Here is a 25,087-nt window from a genome sequence, read left to right on the forward strand (position 1 = left end):
TAACCCCCACCTGTGGGTTACTATTTTTTTTGTCATTGACCATTTAATAGAGAGAAAACTATGAGCGTTGTGCCTGTAGCCGACGTACTCCAGGGCCGTGCCGCCGTTGACAGCGAAGTCACCGTGCGCGGGTGGGTACGTACTCGAAGAGATTCAAAAGCTGGTATCTCCTTCCTCGCCGTCTACGACGGTTCCTGCTTTGATCCTGTACAGGCCGTCATTAATAATTCTCTGCCCAATTACAATGAAGACGTGCTGCGCCTGACCACCGGCTGCTCCGTGATTGTTACCGGCAAGGTGGTCGAGTCTCAGGGCCAGGGCCAGGCATTCGAACTTCAGGCTACCAAAGTTGAAGTGACCGGCTGGGTTGACGATCCGGATACTTACCCGATGGCGGCCAAACGCCACAGCATTGAATACCTCCGCGAAGTGGCTCACCTGCGTCCGCGTACCAACATGATTGGTGCCGTGGCTCGCGTGCGTCACACGCTGGCTCAGGCGCTGCATCGCTTCTTCCATGAAAATGGTTATTTCTGGGTATCGACTCCGCTTATCACCGCTTCCGACACCGAAGGTGCCGGTGAGATGTTCCGCGTTTCAACGCTGGATCTGGAAAACCTGCCTCGCACCGCAGAAGGCAAAGTCGATTTTGATAAAGACTTCTTCGGGAAAGAAGCCTTCCTGACCGTTTCCGGCCAGCTGAACGGCGAAACCTACGCGAGTGCGCTGTCCAAGGTTTATACCTTCGGGCCAACCTTCCGCGCGGAAAACTCCAACACCAGCCGCCACCTGGCGGAATTCTGGATGCTGGAGCCGGAAGTCGCCTTTGCCGATCTGGACGACGTTGCCGGTCTGGCCGAAGCGATGCTCAAGTACGTCTTTAAGGCTGTTCTGGAAGAACGCATGGATGACATGAAGTTCTTTGCCGAGCGCGTGGACAAAGAGGCCATTGAGCGCCTCGAACGCTTCATCTCCGCAGACTTCGCCCAGGTGAACTACACCGATGCGGTCGACATCTTGCTGAACTGTGGGCATAAGTTTGAAAACCCGGTTTACTGGGGCGTCGACCTCTCCTCCGAGCACGAGCGTTACCTGGCCGAGCAGCACTTCAAGGCACCGGTGGTGGTGAAAAACTATCCGAAAGACATCAAAGCTTTCTATATGCGCCTTAACGAAGACGGTAAGACCGTTGCCGCGATGGACGTCCTGGCGCCAGGCATCGGTGAAATCATCGGTGGTTCCCAGCGTGAAGAGCGTCTGGATGTGCTGGATGCGCGCATGGCTGAAATGGGTCTGAATAAAGAAGATTACTGGTGGTACCGCGACCTACGCCGCTACGGCACCGTGCCGCATTCCGGTTTCGGCCTGGGCTTTGAGCGTCTGATCGCCTATGTTACCGGCGTTCAGAACGTGCGTGACGTGATTCCGTTCCCACGTACCCCACGTAACGCCAGCTTCTAAGCTAACAAAAACCAAAGGCCAGCTTTTCGCTGGCCTTTTTTACAATTGACAATAAAAGGTCTATTTTCTTCAACGCTCATTAAGCAAACGTCAATTTCAACCTCCATTCCCGACTACCCGGTTACCAACTGTTTCTATCTCACACTCTTTAACAAAAATTGCGCTTAAGTTTGCTCGCGTTTCAAATCGGTGCTGGGCATAGCACAATCGTTCACTTTTCACACAGACATCTGGACATCCAAAAACAAGTCAAAAAATGAACAACTGTGAGCAAGAAACACCCATTCATTGAGCTTATGCGGATTAAACATAAGTAATTCATATATATATGTTAACAAGCGAAGCATTTTTGTTGCGCTAAGAATGAAATTTGAAATGGTTCACAAAGTTCCCTAAAATTAATATTTAGTTACACATATTTTCTTTTTGAAACTCAATGTGCGCATTTGTAGCACTTTCAGGCTAGCGAAACGGTTTCATGGATGGAAAGATGCCAGACAGATACAGAAAGACACCAAACTATCATCAATAGTTCCGTAAAGAATTATTGACGGCAGTGGCAGGTGTCCATAAAAACCACAATGAGGGTAATAAATAATGATGAAGCGCAATATTCTGGCAGTGGTTATCCCTGCTCTGCTGGTAGCCGGTGCAGCTAACGCTGCAGAAATCTATAACAAAGACGGCAACAAAGTTGATCTGTACGGTAAAGCGGTAGGTCTGCACTATTTCGCTAAAGACAATGGTGCACATAGCCCAAATGGCAATGGTGACCAGACTTACGCTCGTCTGGGCTTCAAAGGCGAAACCCAGATCAACAGCCAGCTGACCGGTTATGGCCAGTGGGAATATAACTTCAGCGGCCACAACTCTGAAGGCGGTACTGACTCTCAGGCTGACAACAAAACTCGTCTGGCCTTCGCTGGTCTGAAATTCGGTGACGCAGGCTCCTTCGACTACGGTCGTAACTACGGCCTGGTTTACGATGCAATCGGCGTGACCGATATGCTGCCAGAATTTGGTGGTGATACCGCCAACAGCGACAACTTCTTCTCCAGCCGTAACGGCGGCCTGGCCACTTACCGTAACCACAGCTTCTTCGGCCTGGTTGACGGTCTGGACTTCGGCGTTCAGTACCTGGGTAAAAACGATCGTGGGAACAACAGCGCTGACGATATCATCCGTTCAAACGGTGACGGCTGGGCGACCTCCGCAAGCTACACCGCTGATGGCTTCGGTGTTGTCGGCGCATACGGCGCGGCTAACCGTCTGGCAACGCAGAACAGCCTGAAATACGGCAACGGCAACGGTAAAGCTGAGCAGTGGGCAACCGGTCTGAAATATGACGCGAACAACATCTACCTGGCCGCGCTGTACGGTGAAACCCACAACGCAACTCGCCTGAAAATCAACGGCACAAAAGGCTACCTGAACAAAACTCAGGACTTCTCCGTTGTGGCACAGTACCAGTTCGATTTCGGCCTGCGTCCATCCATCGCTTACTACAAATCTAAAGCGAAAGATGTTGAAGGTATCGGCAGCGAAGACTACATCAACTACATTGATATCGGCGCAACCTACTACTTCAACAAAAACATGTCTACCTACGTTGACTACCAGATCAACCAGCTGGACAAAAACAACAAGCTGGGTGTAGGTTACGACGACACCGTTGCTGTTGGTATCGTTTACCAGTTCTAATTTCAGCCATTTGTTTGTCTGAAATGTTTAAAAACAGGGCTTCGGCCCTGTTTTTTTATGGCAAAAAAGTAGAATAAACCCGATGTTATCGCTAACCGTCTCTTTTTGTCGCAAACGGTTGGCAATTCGTAAAACAGCAGTTAACCTGAAAGCGATTTCCCCCGATATCACTAATGGAACCCGTCATGTTTGAGAACATTACCGCTGCCCCTGCCGATCCTATTCTTGGTCTGGCTGACCTGTTTCGCGCCGACGACCGTCCAACCAAAATTAACCTCGGCATCGGGGTCTATAAGGACGAGACCGGTAAAACCCCTGTCCTGACCAGCGTGAAGAAAGCTGAGCTTTATCTGCTGGAAAATGAGACCACCAAAAACTATCTGGGCATTGATGGTATTCCAGAGTTTGGCCGCTGCACGCAAGAGCTGCTGTTCGGCAAAAGCAACGCGCTTATTGCCGACAAACGCGCCCGTACGGCGCAAACCCCAGGCGGGACCGGTGCGCTGCGCGTTGCCGCTGATTTCCTGGCGAAAAACACCTCAGCAAAACGCGTCTGGGTGAGTAACCCAAGCTGGCCTAACCACAAAAGCGTGTTTAACGCCGCTGGCCTGGAAGTGAAAGAGTACGCCTACTATGATGCGGAAAATCACAGCCTGGACTTTGATGGCCTGGTGGCCAGCCTGCAGGCGGCGGAAGCCGGTGACGTGGTGCTGTTCCACGGCTGCTGCCATAACCCTACCGGGATCGATCCTACCGCCGACCAGTGGAAAACGCTGGCAGAGATGTCGCTGGCCAAAGGCTGGCTGCCGCTGTTTGACTTTGCTTACCAGGGCTTTGCTCGTGGTCTGGAAGAAGATGCCGAAGGCCTGCGTCTTTTCGCAGCCGGCCACAAAGAACTGCTGGTGGCCAGCTCCTACTCCAAGAACTTCGGTTTGTACAACGAACGCGTGGGCGCTTTCACGCTGGTTGCCGCCGATGCCGACACCGCTGACCGTTCATTCAGCCAGGTGAAATCAGTTATTCGTGCTAACTACTCCAACCCACCGGCACACGGTGCCTCCGTTGTGGCGACTATTCTGAGCAACGACGCGCTGCGTACCATGTGGGAACAAGAGTTGACCGATATGCGTCAGCGCATTCACCGCATGCGTCAGCTGTTTGTGAATACCCTGCAGGAGAAAGGCGCCAACCGCGACTTCAGCTTCATCATTAACCAGAACGGGATGTTCTCGTTCAGCGGCCTGACCAAAGAACAGGTTCTCCGCCTGCGTGAAGAGTTTGGCGTTTACGCCGTCGCATCTGGCCGCGTTAACGTGGCGGGCATGACGCCGGATAACATGGCGCCGCTGTGCGAAGCCATCGTTGCCGTGCTGTAATCACCACGCATAGCAAAAGAGCCGCATAAGCGGCTCTTTGTTTATTGGAAACCCGTTTTACCAGACCGGCTGCTCATCCTGCAAAAACGGATTATGCAGGCGTTCATAGCCCAGCGTAGACATTGGGCCGTGGCCGGGAATAAAGGTCACATCATCCCCCAGCGGCAGCAGCTTACGTTTGATCGAATCAATCAACGCCGCATGGTCACCACGCGGGAAATCGCTGCGCCCCACTCCGCCTTTAAAGATAACATCGCCCGAAACCAGTAAACGAGAGGCCGCATCGAAGAAAACGATATGACCAGGCGTATGCCCCGGACAATGCAACACCTGTAAAGTTACATTCCCTACGGAAACACATTCCCCTTCGTTTAACCAGCGGTCCGGCGTCAAAGGCTGACACTCGTCGAGGCCAAACATCCGGCTTTGCTGCGGCAGTCCCTGCAGCCAGAACTCATCTTCTTTTTCCGGCCCCACAACGGGCACGCCGTAATGTGCCGCCAGCTCAGCCGCCGCGCCGACGTGATCGAGATGACCATGCGTCAACAGAATTTGGCTAATCTGCACGCCTTTTTGCGCCACTTCTTGCTTAATGCGCGCCGCATCGCCGCCGGGATCCACCAGCGCTGCCTGCTGCGTTTCCTCGCACCAAATAAGAGAACAGTTCTGGGCAAAAGCCGTGACCGGAATAATGTGATAGTTCATGCTGCTCCATTACCGACAACAAAGCCGGATTCCGTTGTTTTACCAGTGCCTTACCGGCCCGGTATCAATATGCACAAAGTCGCTGCTGGGGTAGTATCCTACACCACCTGCCCGCATAGATAATGCTGCTTTGCGAATATTGCTTAACGAAACGCCTTCAATATGAAAATCCATCGCCTGGCCTTTAGTGTGGTAGCTTTTTTTCGCCACACCGCGGCTGTGAGCACGGAGTTCATTATTGGTGTCGATGGAACGGTAGCCGGAAACCAGCTGGACCGGTTTGTTAGTCCCCAAAAGCCCCTGCAGGCGATAGAGTTGGTCGAACAGGGAAGGATCGATGGATTTAATCTTGTTCGCCCGGTAGTCCCGGAAGAAATGATTAAGTCTTGCTAATTCATCCTGAATATAGCCTCTGCCATCAAAAAACTCAGCTTTCAGTGACTCTCCAGTATGCAGGTTATTGAGAGTCAAAATACGCGGGCGTGGTGTCGAGAGGGTGGCAAACGACGGCAAAGGCATGAGAGCGGCACCGAAAGCCACGCCCCCCAAAGCCAGTAGCTTGCGGCGATTAGCGTCAAATTTGTCCATGATATCCAGGTCTACAGGTAATAAAATGATGGTTTAATATGCACTTTTGCGCACAGCCATCGCACCATAGCTGCCCGAATCCGGGGAGTCAAGGCACGATAAAACCCAGCAACGGCGGGCCCTGCAGAGGGCCCGGCTGCGTTTTACATTTTCTACGACCACTAATTCATTAGAAATGTTGCGTTTAGCGGATTAATAACCCGGCTTTTGCGAGGTTTTGTGCGCCAGATCGCGCGGTGAGATCATAATTGTAAATATCTGTACGAAACTCGGTGCGGCCATCTTTTCCGACAAAAGCGGTCAGATAGTACAGATTAACCGGAATGTTATGGCGGATATTGACGTATTTAGTGTTCCCTTCCTGCAAGGTACTGGATATACGGGAATCATTCCATCCGGCATCCTGCAACAGCATATTTGCCAGCTCAGACGCCTTGTTGACGCGTACACAGCCTGAACTCAGCGCCCTTGCATCCTTCTGGAAGAGGTTATGATTGGGCGTGTCGTGCAGGTAGATGGCGTCAGAACTCGGCATATTGAACTTGTAGCGCCCAAGCGAGTTCTGCGTGCCGGGCTTCTGCTGGAAGCGGAACGGCAGATTATTCTCGGTGATCGTCGACCAGTCTACGCGCCACGGATCGATCATCTCCGCATTGTTGCTCCAGCCGCGAATCACGCTATAGCCGTGCTGTTCCAGGTAACCCGGATTCTGGCGAACCTTTGGCAAAATATCTTTTCGCGCCAGCGTTGGCGGCACGTTCCACGGTGGGTTAACCACAACGTTGTTCAGCGCGCTGCTCATCATCGGGGTTTTACGATCCGGACGCCCAACGATAACGCGAGAAGCCAGGGCTTCATTGCCGTTGAGGTAATACACCAGCGAATAGTTAGGAATGTTCACCATAATGCCGGTCTCAAGTTTATCCGGCAGCAGGCGCAAACGTTGAATATTCAATGCCACCAGGGCTGCACGCTGCTGAGGCGTGACGTTAAGCCAGTCGCGCGTCAGTTGGCCAATCGCACCGTCCGAGCCTAGCCCTTGCCATTGCTGGAAGCGTTTAACGCCATCGACCAGATCGCGACTATAAACGCCGCGGGCAGCAGCCTGAGATTTCTTCTTGCCCGGCTGAGGAGACGCTTCTTCGACGTTAATCGCGGACGGGCTTACGGTGACATCCGCCACGCTGGTCACCCCCGATGGCTTGTCCTGAAGCATGCCGGTTCGGGCAAGAATCTCTCTCAGCGCCCCCACGTCGTTGCTCCACTGCCCTGGCCTTAAGGTCTCTTTACCGGTCATCTGCGGCCACGGACGGGTATCAGCCAACAGGTGAATCAGGGACTGATGCAGCTGGGCATACTGCGGATGCTGAGGCGCAAGGCTGTCGATAAAGTTCACCAGAGAACCCTGATCAACGGCTACCTGCCACTGGTTAATCACCGACAGGGGCGGCGTTTTTAACTTGTAAGGCGTGCTGCTATAAAGCCAGCGATTGCCGTCAATCGGGATCCCCGAAACGAACTGCAGGTAACCCATCATGGCGTCGGAAAGCACCACATCGCGTGCCATACCGGTCACTGCGGGATCGGTCAACAGCTCAACCCACTGGTTAAACTGCGGCTGTATTCCGGCAATGGCCACTTCCGCCAGCTGTTGCTGAAAGGCTTTAACCGCATCGCGGTTTTCCCACATCGGCTTCATGTCACGCGCAGCATAGAAGGCCGACAGGGCGTTGAGATAAACCGGCGTGTAGCCCGCAGGCAGGCCCGCAATAAGCTGTGACCGACTTTGTGCCGCCGACATCGTGGAGGTGTTTGTTGGCAAAGTTCCGGCCATCGTGGCCGTCGCCGTAGACTGCGCCAAAGGCTGATTGAGTTCCGTGGGCCGATCGGTCTGGAAAGCAGAACTGTCGGAGGGAACGACGGCAGGCTCGTCGGCCTGGGCCACAAACAGCGGAGCGAAACTGAGCGCCAGGCAGTAACCGACTGCCGATAGTCGAAAATCTTTAACTTTTCTAAGCAACATCCCTTGCCCCCTGTTTATTACTGTGCTCACCGTCAAAGGCGGGAAGTATTCACCACTAGTATATAAACAGTAAAAACCATTTGCCTGACAAAATGTAAAGAAAATTAAAGATTAAGACTGTTCGCGACAAAGAAAAAGCGGGCCTTAGCCCGCTTGATAATATCGCATCCAGCAGCGCTGGTTTACGAGGCGTCCGCCGTTTCCGAACCCTGCTGCGGCTCTGGCAGCGCCGGGGCCGCAAAGCCACGCAGGCCAACAACGTGAACGTGCTCGCTGTTCTGGAAGACCTTACGCACCAGCTTATAGGTGGTCCCTTTTTCCGGGCTGATGTTTTCTGGCGCGGCAATAATTAATTGCATTTCCAGACGTTCACACAGCTCAAACAGCGTGGCGATGGACTTGGCATCCAGTCGCGCCGCTTCGTCAAGGAACAGCAGGCGGCAAGGGGAAATGTCTTTCCCACGCAGGCGCTGCGACTCGTCTTCCCAGCTCTGAACAACCATCACCAGGATAGACATCCCGGTCCCGATAGCTTCCCCGGTGGACAACGCGCCGCTCTCTGCACGCAGCCAGCCGTCTGAACCACGGTTTACCTCAACTTCCATTTCCAGGTAGTTACGGTAATCCAGCAGCTCTTCGCCGATGGTCTGCGGCGTGCGCTGGCCCATGTCGATCTGCGGGTTAAGGCGCTGATAAAGCTTCGCTAACGCTTCGGAGAAGGTCAGACGATTGCTGTTGAACAGATCCTGATGCTGCTCATGCTGCTCGGAAAGTACGTTCAGCAGCGTTGCGTGAGCCTCGCGCACGTTGACGTTCAGACGAACGCTCTTCACCTGGCCGAAGGAGACGCTTTGCAGGCCCTGGTTGAGCATGCGAATACGGTTCTGCTCGCGCTGGATCGTCTTGCGAATGATGTTCGCCACGCTGCGGGAGCTGATCGCCAGTTTCTGCTCGCGTGAAGTCAGTTCTTCCGTCAGGCGACTCAGTTCGATTTCCATCTGCTCGATGGCTTCAACCGGATCGTCGGTACGAATGATGTCCTGGCGAATACGCTCGCGCAGATGCTGATAAACCGCGACGAAGAACTGAATCTTACGTTCAGGGCGCTTAGGATCTTCCGACAGACGAAGCACGTCACGCAGATGTTCGTTGTCGGCCACCGCCAGGCGCAGCGCACCCAACGCCTTATCCGACATGGAACGCAGATCGTCCCCGGAGAGATAAGCCAGCTCACGACGATGCAGGCGGCGCTCAACGCCGTTGTCTTTCACCATACGCATGACGGCGCACCAGCCTGCTTTCGCCGTTACAACCTGCTCGCGCATTTCAAAGTAATTACGCTCCAGCTGCTTCAGCTTGCGGGTCAGGTTGTTCATCTCCGCTTCGCAGTAAGTCAGCTGCTTCTCAAGCTGATTACGGCGCGAGCGGTTGTTGCTGAGCGCGGTATGCAGCTCATCGCGGCGCGCACGTGCTCTTTCCTCCGCCCCGGTATCTGCGCGGACGCCGATATCCTGCAGTTCTTTATGCAGATCCGTCAGCAGCTCTTTTTTGGTATCAAACGAACTTTTCAGCGACGCCAGAAGCTGGTTGTACTGACCCAGCTGCTGGGCATGCTGGCGCAGCGCTTCACGGGAACGCGTCCGCTCCACTTCAGCCTGTTCCAGACGCTGGCGCAGCTTCTCATTCAGGTCGCTGTTGCCGTCCAGCATGGCGGCAGAGTCGCTGTAGCTGAAGTGGGCGCGACGCTGCACGACTTCGGTCAGCGCAAACGCGCGCTGACGGGCATCACGCTGTATTTGCTGCGCGTGAGCGTAGTCGTCTTTAAGCTGCTCGAACTGTTCAGGGTCGCTCTGCAGCACGCTGGCAACGCCTTCCAGCTTGATTAACTGGTTGCCGTGCTGGTGAATAAAGCGAGCTGATTCTTCGGCTTCATCCAGGCGCTCCTGGATTTCATCGCAGCGATCGGCCAGCGTTTCGTCATTCAGCAGACTAATACGCGGCAGCAGGCGGTTAAGCTGGGCCACGCCCTCTTTTGCCTGCTCAAACTGCTGGCGCTGCTGCTGATTGTCATTTTCGTGGTTGTTGATCGCCCGCTCAATCTCGCCGCGACGGCTGTTGAGGTGGCGAATTTCCGCCTCAGGATCGTCTTCAAACGCCACGCCCAGATGCTGGCCGATAAAGCGGCTAAACGACTGGTGCAGGCGCTGGTTTTTCTGCACATCGAAAGAAAGCGTGGCGAAGCGCTCGGCCAGTGACTCACGTTCGTTATGCAACGCTTCAAGGCGGTTTTCACGCGCGGCACGGCCAAACAGCGGCAGCTCCGGCAGACGCGAATAGCGCCACTGGCGTTCAGCGGTTTTGACGAGTACCGCCGTACCCATCTCTTCAACGGTAAACACGCTGTCATCGAACGAAGACGGGTCCCCTTCAATCAGGTACAGGTCTTCCGGGCAATCTTCCAGATTTTCCAGCTGTTCGCGTACTAAAGAAAGATCGGGCACCACGATGGCGTGACGGGATGGACCATACAACGCGGAGAAGTACGGCGCATCTTCAAGGCCGATGTCATCATAAATTTCAGACAGCAGCACGCCGCCAAAACGTTCGGCCAGCGCGTTGAGGCGCGGGTCTTCGGCACCGCCAGGCTGGCTGAGGCGTTCAATTTCGTCATCTACGGCACGTTTACGCGCCCCGACTTCGTCACGCTCAACGGTGGATTCGCGCTCGCGCTCCAGCAGCTGCTGCATGTACTCAGTCACCTGCTGGCTGGCTTCAAACTGCTCGCCGCTTTGCTCGCACAGCTGAGTCAGGCTGGTTTGCGCCGCAATCCATCTTGGCGCGCGCAGGTTCAGCGTTTTGATGCTGGCCTGAATTTGTTCCAGTTCCTGACGCAGCGCCATGCGCTGCTCGCTTGCTTCGGCTACGGTTTGCTGCAGCGCGCCGATGCGCTCTTCCAGCTCCTCATGCAGCGCTTCAAGCTCTTCCGGATCGAACTGTTTGCCCTGGCGTTTACAGAAGTCAGCGAGCAAGCGCTCGGCTTCCTGCTGTTCACGCAGGCGCTGTTCCAGCTCGTTGAGACGCATACGCAGCGGCTGAACCTGATCGGCCAGATGACGCTGGTTGCTGCTGTCGCGCAGCAATTCACGCGCGGTGTCCCAGGCTTCGCTGCGGCTCACCGGGCCACTGATCGCCGTTACCAGTTGGTAAGCATGTTCGAACTGGCTATGCGCCGCCTGAGCCACGCTCATTTTCTGTTCAAGAGACAACAGTTTGTCGGTTGCCTCGATCTCTTTCGCTTTGAAAGTGTCCAGCCATTCATCGGCGCTGTCGGCGGTTAAATCCGGCAGATGGCAAAGCTCGCGAGCACGCTCCAGCGCCTGAAGCGCCTGCTGGTACTGAATAGCGCGGGTCTGCTGCACGTCCAGCGCCTGCTGGTAATCGGCAAGCTGACTCTTCAGCTCATCCACTTCCAGCTCGGCGGCTTCGGCCCGGGCCTCGTTTTCTTCCTGCTGCTCGTGCGCCTCGGCAACGATCTCATTTTGCTCTTCAAGACGAATTTGCAGCTCGTCGAGGTCAGCTTCGTAGCGCTCGATCTTTTCCTGCTGGCGAATCGCCGTTTGCACCAGATTCAGATGATCGCTTGCGGCCTGATAATCCGTTTCCAGATCGCCTTCCGCACCGCTGTGTTCACCCAGCTCCCGCGCCATATCAACGTGCTTATATTGTTCGGCGGCCAGCTGCTGGCGGCTAATCAACAGTTCGCGACGAAATTCCAGCGCTTTATCCAGGTGGATACGTCGTTCGTTGGCGTGGCGCATGTAGTCTGCCGCCACATAGTCAGTCGCTTCCGAGATTAAGTGCTTAAACAAATCACGGTCGGACTGGGTGACGCGAATCGCTTCCAGCGTCATGCGGTTTTCACGCAGCGCCGCTTCCATGTCCTGGAAGGCTTTACGCACGCCGCCGTTTTCCGGCAGCAGGTAATCACGCAGGGAACGGGTGATCGCGCTGGAAATACCGCCGTACAGCGAGGCTTCAATCAGGCGATAGTATTTGCTACGGTCTGCGGCGCTGCGCAAACGACGGGCAACAATGCCCAGATCGAACATCAGCGAGTGGTAGTCGGTAATGGAGTTGAACTGCTTGAACTGCACGCCTTCAATGGCTTCAACTTTATCCTTCAGCTCCTGCAGGCTGAGTACGCGAGCCTGACGTTCATTCAGCGTTTCAGTCAGTAACTGCGTCGGCTGAATCGAGGTTGGCAAGCCCTGAATTGCAAAGGGTTTAATATCGACTTTACGGTCGCGCCCGGCGACCTGCTGCAGACGGACACCCACCACAACGCGCTGATGACGCGAGTTGATGACGTCCAGCGTGGAGTAACAGACGCCTGCTTTCAGCTTACCGTGAAGGCCTTTATCGCGAGAGCCTGAGGTGGCCCCCGCCTCCGTGGTGTTGCGGAAGTGCAGCAAGGTTAAGTCCGGGATAAGCGCCGTGACGAAAGCCGCCATAGTGGTGGACTTACCCGCCCCGTTGCCCCCGGAAAGCGTGGTAACCAGCTCATCGAGATCGAATGTACGCGCGAAGAAACCGTTCCAGTTAACCAGCGTCAGCGAGCGAAATTTTCCGCGTTCAATCATTCTTGTTCATCCTCCGCGTTATCCAGTCCTGGTTGTGGCTCATCGCTCTCATCATTGAGCTGCAGGCGACTTTCGACCGCCATGGCTTCGCCGTCGCGAATCATGCGCAGCTGGGCTTCGCGTGGGTCATCGCCGGTACGCACATCGGCGCCAAAGCGGAAGACCGATTCAGTGATGCGGAATTTACTGCTGTCGTGGCCCATAAACCAGATCATGCCGAGGCGGCGCAGGCGAGTCAGTGAAGCACGTACTTTCTCCTGCAGCTTTTGGCGGTCAAGGTCGGATCCGGTGGAACGGTTATTCACCAGCTTCAGCAGCTTGTTTTCATCCGCCAGCGTTAGCAGCTCGTCATAAAGCTCCTGCTGGGTGAAGATCCCTTCGTTGGCCAGGCGCTCCGGGCTGAGGTAGAGGTAGCACAGAATTTTGCCTACCATCATATCCAGCTCGGAGAGCACAGAACGTGGGATTAGCGTGGTGGAACGTGGACGCAGATAGAAAAATCCTTCTGGCGCACGGATGAGTTCCACGTTATAGCGCGCGTAAAACTCTTCCAGATATTCCTGGAAATCCATCAAGAAGGCGTGGTTGTCCAGCTCTTCGAGGCCAATATGACGCCCGGCGCGCAGCTGGCTGTCGAGCGCAGGAAAAAGAGGGTTAGCCAGCGCCTGTGCCAGTTTAACCGGCATCACTTGTTCAATATTTGTTGATGACATGCGCCTGTACCTTGGCTCCGTAATCGTTAATGGTTTGCCACTTAGCCGGCAATCCTGTGAAATCCGCTTCCGCTACGCCCAGACGCACCGCCTGGTCAACAACAATACGCGCCACGTCGAAGTGACGCGCGCGCGGGTATTGCACGAGGTAGTCACGTACCACAACGCCCAAATCAAGAGGAGCTTGTTGGGTTTTGTAGACCTGTAGCGCCGCTTCAATCAGCGCCGCCAGCTGTTCACGAATTTCGTTAAATTCTTCAAACTCGAGTTCACTTGGCAACTCGCCGGTGACCTCTTCATCCCGCAGTGCCATCTCTTCGTCACGCATATCCAGCAGGCGATCGGCGCTGGAGTAGGTCAGCGCCCATGGCGCATCGAAGTAGCTTTGCACCGACTGGCGCAGACGCTGAGCAAAGACGCGGTTTTTATCCATATCGATAGCGGTACGAATAAATTTATGCACGTGGCGGTCGTAGCCAATCCACAGGTCAATGGCCTGCTGGCCCCAGCTGATAATGCGGTCGAGTTTGCTTTGCAGGTCGAACACCAGGCGGTCTACAAAGTGAAGATCGTCGCGCCCCAGGGTTGAGTCCTGAACGCGCAGCAGGTTGGCCTGCAGCTTATCCCCCGCGGCTTCGAGCGTATCCTGCAGTTCACGTAGCGTGCCGGATGTCTCTGACAACAGCAGTTCGCAGCTTGAAATCGCCGCCCGCCAGTCTTTGTTCAGCAGTTGGGCAATGTCATCTTTTACCTGCTGCTGCTGCTCGTCCATAATGCGCTGGGTGAGATCGATACTGTCGAAAATCTCCGCCACGGAATATTTGAGCGGCGCATAAACATTGCGGTGCCAGTGAAATTCATCGCCATCTTCATCGGCCGCATCAGCGGCGCGCTTAAGCTCGCCCGCAACGATAGAAAGCTGCATAGACAGACGCAGCGTGGAAAACTCACGCTGGCGAATGTAGTAGTCAGTGATGCCAATCCCCAGAGGCGTCAGGCGATAAATGGCATTGCCTTCGGTTAGCTCGCTGACAAAGCGATTGAGCAAACGCTGACGGACCATATCGTTGATGGCGTTATTAGCGCGCACGGTGATGGTTTCGCTCGTTTGTTCAAAACCATCGCTGACGTGACGAAACGCATCAATCAGCTCTCCCTCGCTCAGCTCGCCATCAAGGCGCTCGCCGTTTAAGGTGGCCACGGCCAGCAAAAACGTCAGGCGCTCCGTCGGTAGCGAGATCGAAAAATCATTTTTCCTGGCCCAGGCAACCAGTTCAGGCACTGTCTGGGAAAAATCACTCATAATTTATCCTTGGCTCTGCGGCTTAAACGCGGTTACGTGAATATAGCGGCCGAGACTGATAAACGGCTCCTGCCGACAATAACGCGTCTCCAGCGTCAGCAAATCGTCAAAACCATCTCGTTGTTTGTGTTTATCTCGCAGGTAATCGTGAAACACCCGCACGCCGGTTTTACCGGTAATTTGCCAGCCAATTTGCTCCAGCCAGTGATAAACCTGTTCTGGCTGCAGCGGATTGTCGGGCGAAAGGGTTTTGCGCTTATTTTTTTTCATCCCCTGCAGTACATATTCGAAGTTTCCGACAAACATGTTTCGCATCAGCAGGCCGTTTGCATTGTAGAACATTAGCGACAAAGTGCCGCCGGGACGCAAACAATCCCAAAGCGCTTTCAGCGCGGCCTGAGGATCGGTGACCCACTCAAGCACCGCATGAAACAATATCAGATCAACCGGGCTTTCCAAATGTTGAGCCATATCCTGAGCGGCAGATTGTACAAAATGCATGTTGTCGCTCACACCTTTATCGTGAGCGAGCATTTTTGCACGTGCAATCATTTCGGCGGACACATCGCAAAGCACCACTTCGTGCCCACGCTCAGCGAAGCGGGTGGCCGTTTGCCCCTCCCCACCGCCGGCATCCAACACCTTTAAGGCTGCGGGCTGTGTCGCCAGAAAAGCATCCAGATCCTGCCAGAGAATCGCCTGCCGCAACTGGCCTTTTGTTGTGCCATAGATATTGTGCGAAAACTTCTCGGCAATATCGTCAAAATTGCGGTCACCCATGGGTACAGCTCCGTGGCAAAAGAGGTCATCTGACAAAACCGCTATTTTGGCACAGGCGGGACGAGAATGAACCCATCTGGTGTAATATCACGGACGTTTACCTGCTGGATGGTTAAAAAGGATCCGAATTTCATGCTTTTTATACTGAAAAAAATCATTGGCGGTCTGCTGCTTCCTCTGCCATTCCTGCTGTTAACCATGGGCGTGGCTCTGGCGCTGCTGTGGTTTACTCGCTGGCAAAAAACAGCCAAAGGGATACTCACGGCCAGCTGGCTGGTGCTTTTTCTGATTAGCCTGCAGCCCGTCGCGGACTGGATGTTAAAGCCTATCGAAGACACCTACGCCACTCGCCAGCACGGCGACAACGCCCGCTACATCGTTGTGCTGGGCGGCGGCTACACCTGGAATTCGGACTGGGCACCCAGCTCAAATCTGATCGACAACAGTTTACCGCGACTCACCGAAGCGATTCGTCTGAAACAGCTGAATCCGGGGGCAAAACTTATCTTTACTGGGGCAAGGGCGATGACTAACTCGGTGAGCGCCGCAGAGACTGGCGCCAGGGTTGCGGAAAGTCTCGGCGTTGCCAGAGATGACATCATTACGCTAGACACGCCAAAAGACACGGAAGAGGAAGCCCACGCCGTGGCCAGGTTGCTAGGCCAGCAGCCGTTTATTCTGGTGACGTCAGCTTCGCACCTGCCACGGGCGATGATCTTCTTCACCCGGGCCGGGCTGCATCCTCTCCCTGCCCCGGCTAACCAGTTGGCGATAACCTCTCCGCTTAATCCGTGGGAAAAGGCTATCCCCGACCCGGTATGGCTGATGCACAGCGAGCGCGTGGGCTATGAAACCCTCGGGCGCCTGTGGCAGTGGCTGAAAGGCCCTTCAGGAGAGCCAGGGCAGCAATGACTTAGAGGCGTTGTCAAACACCGGCCGGTTCAGTCGGCCGGTTTGCAGCAGGTGTGCGACCTCATCCCACAGCACATATAGCCAGCGCCGCCAGAGGAAAGATTCGGCAACCGGAGCGCGCTGTAAATAGTGCCAAAGCAGGCTTTCGGCCTGACCTGGCTCAGCCAGGCGAAACAGCTCATATTCTCGCGGCGCCCAAAGCATTACCCCGGGGTTAACCATCGCCAGCAATTGATCGCTACGAGAATCCTTGAGCATGCTGCGAAGGGAAAAATTGCCGTGAATAAGCACGCAGTTATCGCTGAAGTCTTCGAACATACGCGGCAGACATTCTCGGGTACGAAACAGAATACGTTTATCCTGCATGGTTAACCCGGTGTTCTGGTACTGATTGAGCGTAGTCCAGAGCACTTCGACTCGCTGGCGGTACCAGTGCGGCCAGATGTTTTCCTGAGTGCTGTCGACGCTCCCCACACAGCCGCTGCTGTCCACGCGATGCCAGGCTAACAGCCCCTCAACAATCTGGTCTTTGAGCTGCTCCCAGCGGTTAGGCGTTCGGGTTGGTGCTTCACCGGGAACCCCTCGCAGGCGCTCCATCAGTAAAACGTCCGGGCCAGGATGTTCTTCGTGAGTCAACACGCCGTAGACCACCGGCATGCGGACGGTGCCTGAGCGCGCCAGCATCGACATTTTCCAGGCCAACTGAGTCGCCAGGCCCGGCGAGGTAAAACTTTTGGCGAGCAGCGGCATTGCGTGGCCGCCGCTGTCATAGAGCGACCAAAGTGCAGTTTCCGCATGTTCGCTAATGCACTCAATACGGCTTAACTTCTCACCCAGCAGGTGACTTAGCTCCTTACGCAGCAATTCCATACCGATTTCCCCTGGTAATACTGTTGATTTAATAATGAGCGCACCAGGCGAAGTTGTCACCACTCCAGATCAATTGGGTTTCAGAAAAAGAAAAACCGGCCTGGTTAGCCGGTTTGATTGTTCACGCTGAAGGTGAATTAGCGCATTGCTAGACGGACGCGTTCAAGATCTTCTGGGGTATCCACACCAATACTTGGGATGGCTTTCGCAACGGCAACATGTATTTTTTCGCCGTTCCACAAGACGCGCAGCTGTTCAAGCATTTCGATTTGTTCAAGCTGGCTCGGTGCCCAGCTGACGTAGCGACGAATGAAACCAGCGCGGTAGCCATAGATGCCAATATGGCGCAGGAAGGTATCGCCAATCTCTTCACGTGAAGCGGCAAAACGCTCGCGATCCCACGGAATCGTGGCGCGTGAGAAATAAAGCGCGTAGCCCTGCGCATCCATAACCACTTTTACCGCATTCGGATTAAACGCTTCTTCCGCAGATTCAATGGGTACTGCGAGGGTCGCCATGCCAGCTTGGCTGTTCGCGACGTTGTTAGCAACCTGCTGAATAATCACCGGGGGGATCATTGGCTCATCGCCCTGTACGTTCACGATTACCGTGTCGTCGCTGAAGCCACATTTCTCAATAACTTCTGCCAGGCGTTCAGTGCCGGACTGATGATCGGGGCTGGTCAGGCAAACTTCCCCACCTGCCGCCTCGACAATACGGGCCACATCAGGATGATCGGTGGCGACAATGATACGTTCCGCACCGGACTCACGCGCGCGGTCCAGAACATGCAGCACCATTGCTTTGCCGTTGATCTCTTTTAAAGGCTTACCCGGCAGACGCGTAGACGCATATCTCGCGGGAATAATGGCGACAAAACTCATGGGTTGGTCTCGTCTGAAGTCAGCGTCCGGGCTTCACTTTCCAGCAGAACTGGAATGCCATCACGCAGCGGGTATGCCAGCCCGTCAGGCTTGCAGATAAGCTCTTGCTTTTCCTGGTTATAGTAGAGCTTGCCGTTACAGACCGGGCAGGCAATGATTTCAAGTAAACGACTTTCCATAATTACTCCAGATGAGTGCCATCAACGGCACCAGAATAGCATAAATGACTAGCCAGCCGGGGCCATTTCCCAGCCATCACCCCAGTTTTCTCTTAATTCTGCGGGCAAAATACCCAGGGTAAGATGCGTCGCGGATTGCCAGCGCGCAAATTCCGTCAGTGCACCACGCAGACCTTCCTGCAAGGCGTCGGTGACTTTTATGCCCTCTTCCAGATAGAGGCTTATGACCTCCAGCTCCCCCTGCTTACGGTGCATTTTGGCGTCTATTCTGCCCACCAGCGCCCCTTTGTGCAGCAGCGGTAAAACAAAATAACCATAGCGACGCTTTTCCGCTGGGGTATAGCATTCCAGTCGATAGGAAAAGTTAAACAGCACCTCTGCTCTGCGACGATCCCAAACGACCGGGTCAAACGGTGAAAGCACGGCGCTGTGGGTAGCGTTAAGCTGATTTTGCTGCGCTTTTTCAAGCAGCGGTAGCAGCGAATGATGCAGCAGCATATCGCCCAGTTTATCTGCACGGACGCGAATGACATTGCCCGATGAAAGCCAGCTTTCTAGCAGGGGCTTTAACGCAATATTTTTCAGTCGGTAGTAATCAGCGAGCCATTCCGGACGGAAGATCCCCAGGCTACGGGCGCTATTTTCCAGCATGAGTAACTCAGCCTCGGGCTGCTCAATCAGATGCAAGGCATCGTTCCAGTGCGGCATAACGCGCTGGGTTAGATCGTAAACCCTTTGAAAATTACGCCGCTCCGTCACCATCACCTGTCCGGCGGTAAATAACCCCTCAAGATGTTTTTTCTGTGGCTTCCATTCCCACCAGCCGCTCGCGCCTTTGCGTGGATGCTCAAAATCAGCTGAACGGACGGGGCCATTGTCTTTGATATAAGCGAGCAGCTGGCTGATATCTTCCGCATGCTCATTCATCCATTCGGGACGGTATTTCCAGCCCATGTTTTCAGGGCTCAGCATCCGGTGGCGAATGAGCGCAAAATCTTTTTTCGGCAAAAAACAGGCTTCATGCGCCCAGTATTCGATTAGCTCACCGCTCGCCAGGGCACTATCAAGCCAGCCAGATTCATACTGACCAAGACGACTGAACAAGACCAGGTAAGGGCTGCGGGCAACAATATTAATGGTGTCAATTTGCAGCAGCGACATGCGGGAGATCGCGTCGGCAACATCAGCGGGCCGTGCACGACGACGAGGCTTTTGAAGTAACCCCTGAGCTGCAAGGTGGAGGTTTCGGGCTGCTCGTAATGAAAGTTGTGAAACGGTCATGACACACCTGTAATCAACGAACGAAAAACCGGTGCCGCAGAGATTAACGCACCAGCGCCAGTAATTGCTTGAGGAGAGTTTCCGCGAGAGGTGAATCAAGCTGCGCATCAACCGGCAGATACCACCAGTTTGTATGGCCCCCGGCAAACGCACGGCATTTTACCGCATCTTTTTCCGTCATCAGTACGACTTGCTCCGCCGTCGCGATAGCCAACATATCCTGTTCGGTAATTGCCTGATGATCGGCCAGCGCCACTGTTTTCACCGGCGTAATACCGCATTGCGCAAGCGTGGCAAAGAAACGCGGCGGATGGCCAATACCGGCCATAGCCACAACGTCAGAAAAATCAGTGACCGGCCGGCGTTCACCGGTGAGTACGTTAATGGCGAGCCCGGGCTTCAAGCGCATGGCGATTTCACCAGCCTGCGGTTCCCCACCATTCACGATAATTGCATCTACGCTGCGTAAACGCCCCGCTCTTTCACGCATTGGCCCGGCAGGTAACCACCAGCCATTACCAAACCTGCGGGCACCGTCGATCACAACGATTTCTTTATCGCGTCCCAGAGCATAATGCTGTAGGCCATCATCAGTAATAATGATTTGTGGGGCTGCAGCTACAATGAGGGCTTTTACAGCCTCACTGCGTTTTGGCGCAACGGCGACGGGCGCCCCGGTACGTTGAAAAATAAGTACCGGTTCATCTCCAGCTTCGGAAGGTGTGGTTTTTGCATCAAGCAGCAGAGGATAAACAGCGGCTTTTCCTCCGTAGCCCCGGGACACAACGCCAACGCTCACGCCACGCTGCTGTAGCTGCTCCACAAGCCAGATAACAACGGGTGTTTTCCCATTTCCTCCCGCCGTCAGATTTCCAACGACAACCACGGGTACAGGGGCACGCCATATGGCACGCAGACCAATACGGTAAGACAGGCGAATAACGCCGCTCACCAGGCCATAAAGCCAGGAAAGCGGCAACAGCAGCAGGTAGAGAGGTGATTTTCCCGACCAGATACGCTCTATCATTCGCCGAATTGCATCTTATGTAGCTGGGCATAGACGCCGCGATGGGCCAGCAGTTCCAGGTGAGGCCCGCGTTCGACGATACAACCATCTTCCACCACCACGATTTCATCAGCCTGCTCAATCGTCGACAGACGGTGAGCAATCACCAGTGATGTGCGGTTCTTTTGCAGTTCATCCAGGGCAGATTGAATCGCGCGCTCCGACTCCGTGTCGAGCGCAGAGGTTGCTTCATCCAGGATCAAGATTGGGCTGTCACGCAGCAGCGCGCGAGCGATAGCGATACGCTGACGCTGTCCACCAGACAGCAGCACACCATTTTCACCGATAATGGTATCCAGCCCGTTGTCCATTTTGCTAATGAAGTCCATCGCGTAAGCCATGCGCGCGGCCTTTTCGATATCTTCACGGGAATATTCGCCGGTGCGGGCGTAGGCAATATTATTCGCCACGGTATCGTTAAAGAGATGAACATTTTGCGACACCAGCCCCACCTGATTACGCAGAGATGCAAGGGTGTATTCGCGTATGTCGTGCCCGTCAATCAGGATGGCACCTTCCTGCTGCTCGTAGAAACGCGTGATCAGGCTGGCAATCGTTGATTTACCCGAACCTGAACGCCCTACCAGCGCAACGGTTTTTCCTGCTGGAATGGTCAGGTTGATATTGCGCAGGGCCGGGACATCACGGCCTGGGTAGGTGAAGGTCACATTGCGGAATTCAACGTCACCTTTAGAACGATCGATGACCAGTTTGCCACCGTCCTTTTCCTGCTCAGAGTCAAGGATAGAGAACAGCGTTTGGCACGCTGCCATCCCGCGCTGGAATTGAGCGTTGACGTTAGTCAGTGACTTAAGCGGACGCATTAGCGCAATCATGGAGGAGAACACCACGGTAATGGTGCCGGCTGTCAGGGTTTCCATCACGCTAGGGAAGCTGGCGGCATAAAGCACAAAGGCCAAAGCAAGGGAAGCAATAAGCTGAATAATCGGATCAGAGATAGAAGAGGCTGAAACCAGCTTCATCCCCTGATTACGCATGCGGTTACTGACTTTGTCAAAGCGATCGGTTTCTACCTGCTGGCCACCGAAAATAAGCACTTCTTTGTGCCCCTTCAGCATCTGCTCTGCGCTGGTTGTAACCTGCCCCATGGTGTTCTGCATGTTTTTGCTGATATTACGGAAGCGCTTAGAGACAAAGCGAATGGCAAAAGACACAACCGGTGCCAACACGATCAGGATCACTGAAAGCTGCCAGCTGTACCAGAACATCAATATAAACAGGCCAATAATTGATGCTCCCTCACGGACAACGGTGATCAACGCGCCGGAAGAGGAAGAGGCAACCTGCTCAGAATCATAGGTAATACGGGAGAGTAACGTCCCGGTGGACTGCTGGTCGAAGAATGAAACCGGCATCCCCATCATGTGGCTGAACAGTCGGCGACGCATGTTCATGACCACCATACCTGACACCCATGAAATACAGTAGCTTGAAACATAGCTGGTCACGCCGCGCAGCAGCATCAACGCAATCACGGCCACTGGCATCCATAGCAGTACAGAAGAGTCCGTTTTACCAAAACCATCATCCAGTAATGGTTTAAGCAGCGAAAGCATGTAGGTATCACTCGCCGCATTGAGGATTAACGCTATCCCAGACACAATCAGACCCGTTCTAAAGGGGGAAATCATCGGCCAGAGCCGGCGGAAAGTCTGCCATGTGGAGAGATCTTTATCGTTCTGCATTAAGTCGAACCAGCCTTTTATGAAATAGCCGCATATTCTACCCATTATCTCGGGTGACGCCAAACCACTGATGATACCAACGGGGCAATATTTGTTCTCTGAAGCCAGAGATTTGCCATTTATCACCTTTTATTTCAATTGTCAGCTGCCCTGATTGAGCCGTGTCATGCCACTGATAACCGTATTGCCGGTAACGATGAATAATTGTTGAAGACGGTAAGCGCCAGGCGTTAAACCTGGAAGCAGAAGCCAGTGCCACGCTGCCTGAAACGGCTCTCAGTAGAGGACCGCTGGACGAAGTTCGGCTCCCGTGATGTGGAACCTGCAGGACGTTTGCTTCTAGCGTTTGCCACCGTTTTCTCAGCATAGCCAATTCTGCATTCGCCTCCAGGTCCCCCGTAAGCAAAAGGCTGAATCCTCCGTGACTAACTTTAACCACACAAGAGCGATTGTTGCTGCTCCCCTCATACTCTTCGGGTGGCCACAGCACATCGAATTGAATCTCCTGCCATGCCCATTGTTGACCACGAAAGCAAGGCTCATGCCCCTTCCAGCGTAAAGGACTACGAATATTTAAAGCAGGCCACTGCTGCTTAAGACTTTTCAATCCGCCGATATGATCAAGATGTTCATGGCTAATAATGACCTGCTCTGGCTGAAGGTTTCGCCATTTTAACCAGGGAATAATCACGGTTTTAGCCGCGTCTCCCCCAGGCCATGCGTTGCCCGTGTCGTAGAGTAACGCTTTCCCTTCACGCTCAATAACCACGGCAAGCCCATGGCCCACATCAAGCATATGGACGGCCCAGCTATTGGCCTCCGGCTTACGCCAAAAGGGAAACATCATCATAAGCAACACTGCTGCAGCGGTAGCGAAAGAGCTTCGCCAAAAACCGAATCGCCATATCACTATGGTCCACCAGGCAATGAACGCCAGAAATTGATAACGGCGATCGAGTTCTTTCCACCCATCCGGCAACCCAGCCAGTAACCCGAATACTCCTGCAAGTGATTTATCGGCCAGTGACCAAAGCACCTCGCCAATGGCAGGGACTTCTCCGAACACCATACCGGCTAAAATGAAAGGCACGCTAACGAAGGTAATCAACGGCACAGCGAAGAGATTAGCGACCAGCGAAGTCATACTGATGCCGTGAAATAAAATCACCTGAAGTGGAATGAGCAACAGCGTAATGCCTGTTTGCAAATAAAGCAGATCGGCAAAAGGCCGAAGCCAGCGATTTATCGTCATGCGAGGCAGCGGCACCCACTGGTACCAAAAGATAAGCCCGCATACCGCAAGCGCGGAAAGCCAAAGACTTTCAGATAAAATAGACATCGGTTCGCTAAACACAATGCCCGCGACACAGCACAACAACACATCCCAGGATGACCACTTTCTGCCGCTCAGACGTAATATTGCCCAAATGCCCATTCCAACCTGGGTTCTGACCGCCGGCGGATTCATCCCTGACAGCCAGGTGTAAAATAGCGCGACGCTAAAACTCATCACCAGGGGAAAACGAAACCCTATCATCGAAGCTGGCAGGCAAAATTGCAGAACCCGAGCAAACAGCCAGCCAATCCCACCGGCTAACGCAATATGCAGCCCAGAAATTGCCATCAGATGTGCAGTCCCGGTATCACGCATGATTTTTTTGACGTCTTCGCTGACATCTATTCGCTCCCCAAAACCCAGAGCGATAATCACACCCTGCCACGGGAGATTAGCGGTAGCATTTTTGGCTTGTTGGAGCCATTTACCTCGAAGATTACAGCCGCCCGATAGAAGGCTTGCTTTCAACACCCGACCATTAAACGGCTGCATCTGCGAAAGCGCATAGCGCTGCCCGTCAAAAATACCTTCATTAAGACGCCCATGTACCGGGTGAAGGCGTAGCGTCATTAACCATGTTTGCCCCTCACAAACAGGCTCAGGCAATACGCTATTTCGCAATACAACGCCTGGCGCAGGAAACAGGTAACGATCATCCCGTTTGACTATCCGCAGTTCATGCCGTTTTTCGCCATCACTTCTCGTAATTTTCACCTGCACGGTCAGCGGTTTCTCCCCAAACTCAGAGAACATATCCAGCATTTGCCGCGCGCCCAACAGGCTCCAGCTCAAGAATAAAAGGCAAAGCACCAGATAGCGCACCCAAACGATACGGCCCCAAAAACAGGCCAATGTCAGTGCAGCCGCCACGAACAGTAAAATCCCATTTTGTTCTGGAATAACTGACAGCCATAACAGTGGTAAAGCGCTAATCAGAACGGCACCAGCAACGGCAGGAATAGAAAACACATCCACCTCCTTGTTACAGGAAGTGTGCGGGAATCTTGAGATTAAATCAGGAAGCAATTGGAGAAATACGTGCTGGCCTGAACTCCGATGAATCTGGCTTAACAATATTGCGTTAGCCTTCAGGAAGGCGCTCGCAAAATAGCAAAATCAGTAAAAAAAATGGCACCTCATTTGAGGTGCCATTTTTGCTAACTCTAAGGAATTAGCCGTAAATATTGGCGCGGTCACGCAACTCTTTGCCTGGCTTAAAGTGTGGAACGTATTTACCTTCCAGATCCACTTTGTCGCCGGTTTTCGGGTTACGTCCGGTGCGAGGAGCGCGATAGTGTAAGGAGAAACTGCCGAAACCCCGGATTTCAATACGTTCACCCTCGGCGAGCGTAGAGGCCATATGCTCCAGCATTTCCTTCACCGCATCTTCTACTGCTTTTGCAGGGATGTGAGATTGCTGGGTTGCAAGTCTTTCGATCAATTCTGACTTGGTCATGATTCCTCCGGTTTCCTTTCAGGAAAATTAGCTTACAGCTCTCAATCGAACAAGGGCGGCCGAAGCCGCCCTGATTTTATACCCTGGCAAAAGCCGGGATACAACGC

The 25,087-nt window shown here is 53.9% G+C and carries 19 protein-coding genes; 4 read left to right on the top strand and 15 right to left on the bottom strand.

Features of this window, described 5'->3' with window-relative positions:
• Nucleotides 1-60 precede the first annotated feature (60 nt).
• The 3 genes from asnS (at nt 61) to F3J28_RS09825 (ending at nt 4,538) form a co-directional block, all read left to right on the top strand.
• Complete coding sequence (asnS, locus tag F3J28_RS09815) at nt 61-1,461, top strand: asparagine--tRNA ligase (protein WP_008461212.1); 1,401 nt, start codon at nt 61-63, stop codon at nt 1,459-1,461.
• Between the two features lie 597 nt (nt 1,462-2,058).
• Nucleotides 2,059-3,162 carry a porin OmpF gene (ompF, locus tag F3J28_RS09820; RefSeq protein ID WP_286178094.1) on the top strand — a complete coding sequence of 368 codons (1,104 nt, stop codon included), beginning with the start codon at nt 2,059-2,061 and terminating at the stop codon, nt 3,160-3,162.
• A 185-nt stretch (nt 3,163-3,347) separates the two neighbouring features.
• The gene (locus F3J28_RS09825) at nt 3,348-4,538 is read left to right on the top strand and encodes an amino acid aminotransferase (RefSeq protein WP_166865822.1); all 1,191 of its coding nucleotides are present in this window, start codon (nt 3,348-3,350) and stop codon (nt 4,536-4,538) included.
• Nucleotides 4,539-4,595: 57 nt separating this feature from the next.
• Here F3J28_RS09825 and F3J28_RS09830 read toward each other — a convergent pair whose 3' ends face one another.
• The 7 genes from F3J28_RS09830 to cmoM all read right to left on the bottom strand — a co-directional run bounded on the left by F3J28_RS09830 (nt 4,596) and on the right by cmoM (nt 15,290).
• Nucleotides 4,596-5,243, bottom strand: a complete 648-nt coding sequence (locus F3J28_RS09830; protein ID WP_008461206.1) for an MBL fold metallo-hydrolase — start codon at nt 5,241-5,243, stop codon at nt 4,596-4,598.
• Nucleotides 5,244-5,282: 39 nt separating this feature from the next.
• Complete coding sequence (gene mepK, locus F3J28_RS09835; protein WP_008461203.1) at nt 5,283-5,831, bottom strand: peptidoglycan L,D-endopeptidase MepK; 549 nt, start codon at nt 5,829-5,831, stop codon at nt 5,283-5,285.
• A 184-nt stretch (nt 5,832-6,015) separates the two neighbouring features.
• The gene (ldtD, locus tag F3J28_RS09840; protein ID WP_166875402.1) at nt 6,016-7,854 is read right to left on the bottom strand and encodes a L,D-transpeptidase; all 1,839 of its coding nucleotides are present in this window, start codon (nt 7,852-7,854) and stop codon (nt 6,016-6,018) included.
• A 182-nt stretch (nt 7,855-8,036) separates the two neighbouring features.
• A complete protein-coding gene (gene mukB / locus F3J28_RS09845) occupies nt 8,037-12,494 on the bottom strand; it encodes a chromosome partition protein MukB (RefSeq protein WP_166875405.1) in 4,458 nt (1,485 codons plus the stop codon).
• Nucleotides 12,491-13,207, bottom strand: a complete 717-nt coding sequence (gene mukE / locus F3J28_RS09850) for a chromosome partition protein MukE (protein WP_008461197.1) — start codon at nt 13,205-13,207, stop codon at nt 12,491-12,493. Before mukE ends, mukB begins: the two co-directional genes overlap by 4 nt.
• The gene (gene mukF, locus F3J28_RS09855) at nt 13,188-14,510 is read right to left on the bottom strand and encodes a chromosome partition protein MukF (RefSeq protein ID WP_166875408.1); all 1,323 of its coding nucleotides are present in this window, start codon (nt 14,508-14,510) and stop codon (nt 13,188-13,190) included. The genes mukE and mukF overlap by 20 nt, the downstream gene beginning before the upstream one ends.
• A 3-nt stretch (nt 14,511-14,513) precedes the next feature.
• Entirely contained in the window at nt 14,514-15,290 is a 777-nt protein-coding gene (gene cmoM / locus F3J28_RS09860; protein WP_166875411.1) for a tRNA uridine 5-oxyacetic acid(34) methyltransferase CmoM, read from the bottom strand.
• 132 nt (nt 15,291-15,422) lie between these two features.
• Between cmoM and elyC the strand changes: the two genes are divergently transcribed.
• Nucleotides 15,423-16,202 (top strand): envelope biogenesis factor ElyC, encoded by a 780-nt coding sequence (elyC, locus tag F3J28_RS09865; RefSeq protein ID WP_166875414.1) that lies wholly within the window; start codon nt 15,423-15,425, stop codon nt 16,200-16,202.
• On the opposite strand, the gene F3J28_RS09870 is transcribed toward elyC, so the two are convergent.
• The 8 genes from F3J28_RS09870 to ihfB all read right to left on the bottom strand — a co-directional run bounded on the left by F3J28_RS09870 (nt 16,179) and on the right by ihfB (nt 24,980).
• Nucleotides 16,179-17,072 (bottom strand): YcbJ family phosphotransferase, encoded by an 894-nt coding sequence (locus tag F3J28_RS09870; RefSeq protein WP_166875418.1) that lies wholly within the window; start codon nt 17,070-17,072, stop codon nt 16,179-16,181. The two genes, elyC and F3J28_RS09870, sit on opposite strands and share 24 nt — an antisense overlap.
• Nucleotides 17,073-17,209: 137 nt before the next feature.
• On the bottom strand, nt 17,210-17,956 hold the full coding sequence (gene kdsB, locus F3J28_RS09875) for a 3-deoxy-manno-octulosonate cytidylyltransferase (RefSeq protein WP_166875421.1): 747 nt from the start codon (nt 17,954-17,956) through the stop codon (nt 17,210-17,212).
• Nucleotides 17,953-18,135: a protein YcaR gene (gene ycaR / locus F3J28_RS09880; protein WP_008461191.1), complete on the bottom strand. Its 183-nt coding sequence runs from the start codon at nt 18,133-18,135 to the stop codon at nt 17,953-17,955. The genes kdsB and ycaR overlap by 4 nt, the downstream gene beginning before the upstream one ends.
• Before the next feature lie 48 nt (nt 18,136-18,183).
• Nucleotides 18,184-19,416: a winged helix-turn-helix domain-containing protein gene (locus F3J28_RS09885; protein ID WP_166875423.1), complete on the bottom strand. Its 1,233-nt coding sequence runs from the start codon at nt 19,414-19,416 to the stop codon at nt 18,184-18,186.
• Between the two features lie 43 nt (nt 19,417-19,459).
• Nucleotides 19,460-20,443 carry a tetraacyldisaccharide 4'-kinase gene (lpxK, locus tag F3J28_RS09890; protein WP_166875426.1) on the bottom strand — a complete coding sequence of 328 codons (984 nt, stop codon included), beginning with the start codon at nt 20,441-20,443 and terminating at the stop codon, nt 19,460-19,462.
• Nucleotides 20,440-22,188, bottom strand: a complete 1,749-nt coding sequence (gene msbA, locus F3J28_RS09895; RefSeq protein ID WP_008461187.1) for a lipid A ABC transporter ATP-binding protein/permease MsbA — start codon at nt 22,186-22,188, stop codon at nt 20,440-20,442. The genes lpxK and msbA overlap by 4 nt, the downstream gene beginning before the upstream one ends.
• A gap of 37 nt (nt 22,189-22,225) precedes the next feature.
• Nucleotides 22,226-24,493: a ComEC family protein gene (locus tag F3J28_RS09900; RefSeq protein ID WP_166875429.1), complete on the bottom strand. Its 2,268-nt coding sequence runs from the start codon at nt 24,491-24,493 to the stop codon at nt 22,226-22,228.
• 202 nt (nt 24,494-24,695) lie between these two features.
• Nucleotides 24,696-24,980 (bottom strand): integration host factor subunit beta, encoded by a 285-nt coding sequence (gene ihfB / locus F3J28_RS09905; protein WP_008461182.1) that lies wholly within the window; start codon nt 24,978-24,980, stop codon nt 24,696-24,698.
• Between the last annotated feature and the right edge of the window lie 107 nt (nt 24,981-25,087).

Origin of the sequence: Enterobacter sp. Ap-1006, assembly GCF_011752835.1 — a bacterium.
GTDB lineage: Bacteria > Pseudomonadota > Gammaproteobacteria > Enterobacterales > Enterobacteriaceae > Cedecea.

Coding starts and splice junctions, on each gene's coding strand:
- asnS (WP_008461212.1), top strand. CDS start 61: ATGAGCGTTGTGCCTGTAGCCGACGTACTCCAGGGCCGTGCCGCCGTT.
- ompF (WP_286178094.1), top strand. CDS start 2,059: ATGATGAAGCGCAATATTCTGGCAGTGGTTATCCCTGCTCTGCTGGTA.
- F3J28_RS09825 (WP_166865822.1), top strand. CDS start 3,348: ATGTTTGAGAACATTACCGCTGCCCCTGCCGATCCTATTCTTGGTCTG.
- F3J28_RS09830 (WP_008461206.1), bottom strand. CDS start 5,243: ATGAACTATCACATTATTCCGGTCACGGCTTTTGCCCAGAACTGTTCT.
- mepK (WP_008461203.1), bottom strand. CDS start 5,831: ATGGACAAATTTGACGCTAATCGCCGCAAGCTACTGGCTTTGGGGGGC.
- ldtD (WP_166875402.1), bottom strand. CDS start 7,854: ATGTTGCTTAGAAAAGTTAAAGATTTTCGACTATCGGCAGTCGGTTAC.
- mukB (WP_166875405.1), bottom strand. CDS start 12,494: ATGATTGAACGCGGAAAATTTCGCTCGCTGACGCTGGTTAACTGGAAC.
- mukE (WP_008461197.1), bottom strand. CDS start 13,207: ATGTCATCAACAAATATTGAACAAGTGATGCCGGTTAAACTGGCACAG.
- mukF (WP_166875408.1), bottom strand. CDS start 14,510: ATGAGTGATTTTTCCCAGACAGTGCCTGAACTGGTTGCCTGGGCCAGG.
- cmoM (WP_166875411.1), bottom strand. CDS start 15,290: ATGGGTGACCGCAATTTTGACGATATTGCCGAGAAGTTTTCGCACAAT.
- elyC (WP_166875414.1), top strand. CDS start 15,423: ATGCTTTTTATACTGAAAAAAATCATTGGCGGTCTGCTGCTTCCTCTG.
- F3J28_RS09870 (WP_166875418.1), bottom strand. CDS start 17,072: ATGGAATTGCTGCGTAAGGAGCTAAGTCACCTGCTGGGTGAGAAGTTA.
- kdsB (WP_166875421.1), bottom strand. CDS start 17,956: ATGAGTTTTGTCGCCATTATTCCCGCGAGATATGCGTCTACGCGTCTG.
- ycaR (WP_008461191.1), bottom strand. CDS start 18,135: ATGGAAAGTCGTTTACTTGAAATCATTGCCTGCCCGGTCTGTAACGGC.
- F3J28_RS09885 (WP_166875423.1), bottom strand. CDS start 19,416: ATGACCGTTTCACAACTTTCATTACGAGCAGCCCGAAACCTCCACCTT.
- lpxK (WP_166875426.1), bottom strand. CDS start 20,443: ATGATAGAGCGTATCTGGTCGGGAAAATCACCTCTCTACCTGCTGCTG.
- msbA (WP_008461187.1), bottom strand. CDS start 22,188: ATGCAGAACGATAAAGATCTCTCCACATGGCAGACTTTCCGCCGGCTC.
- ihfB (WP_008461182.1), bottom strand. CDS start 24,980: ATGACCAAGTCAGAATTGATCGAAAGACTTGCAACCCAGCAATCTCAC.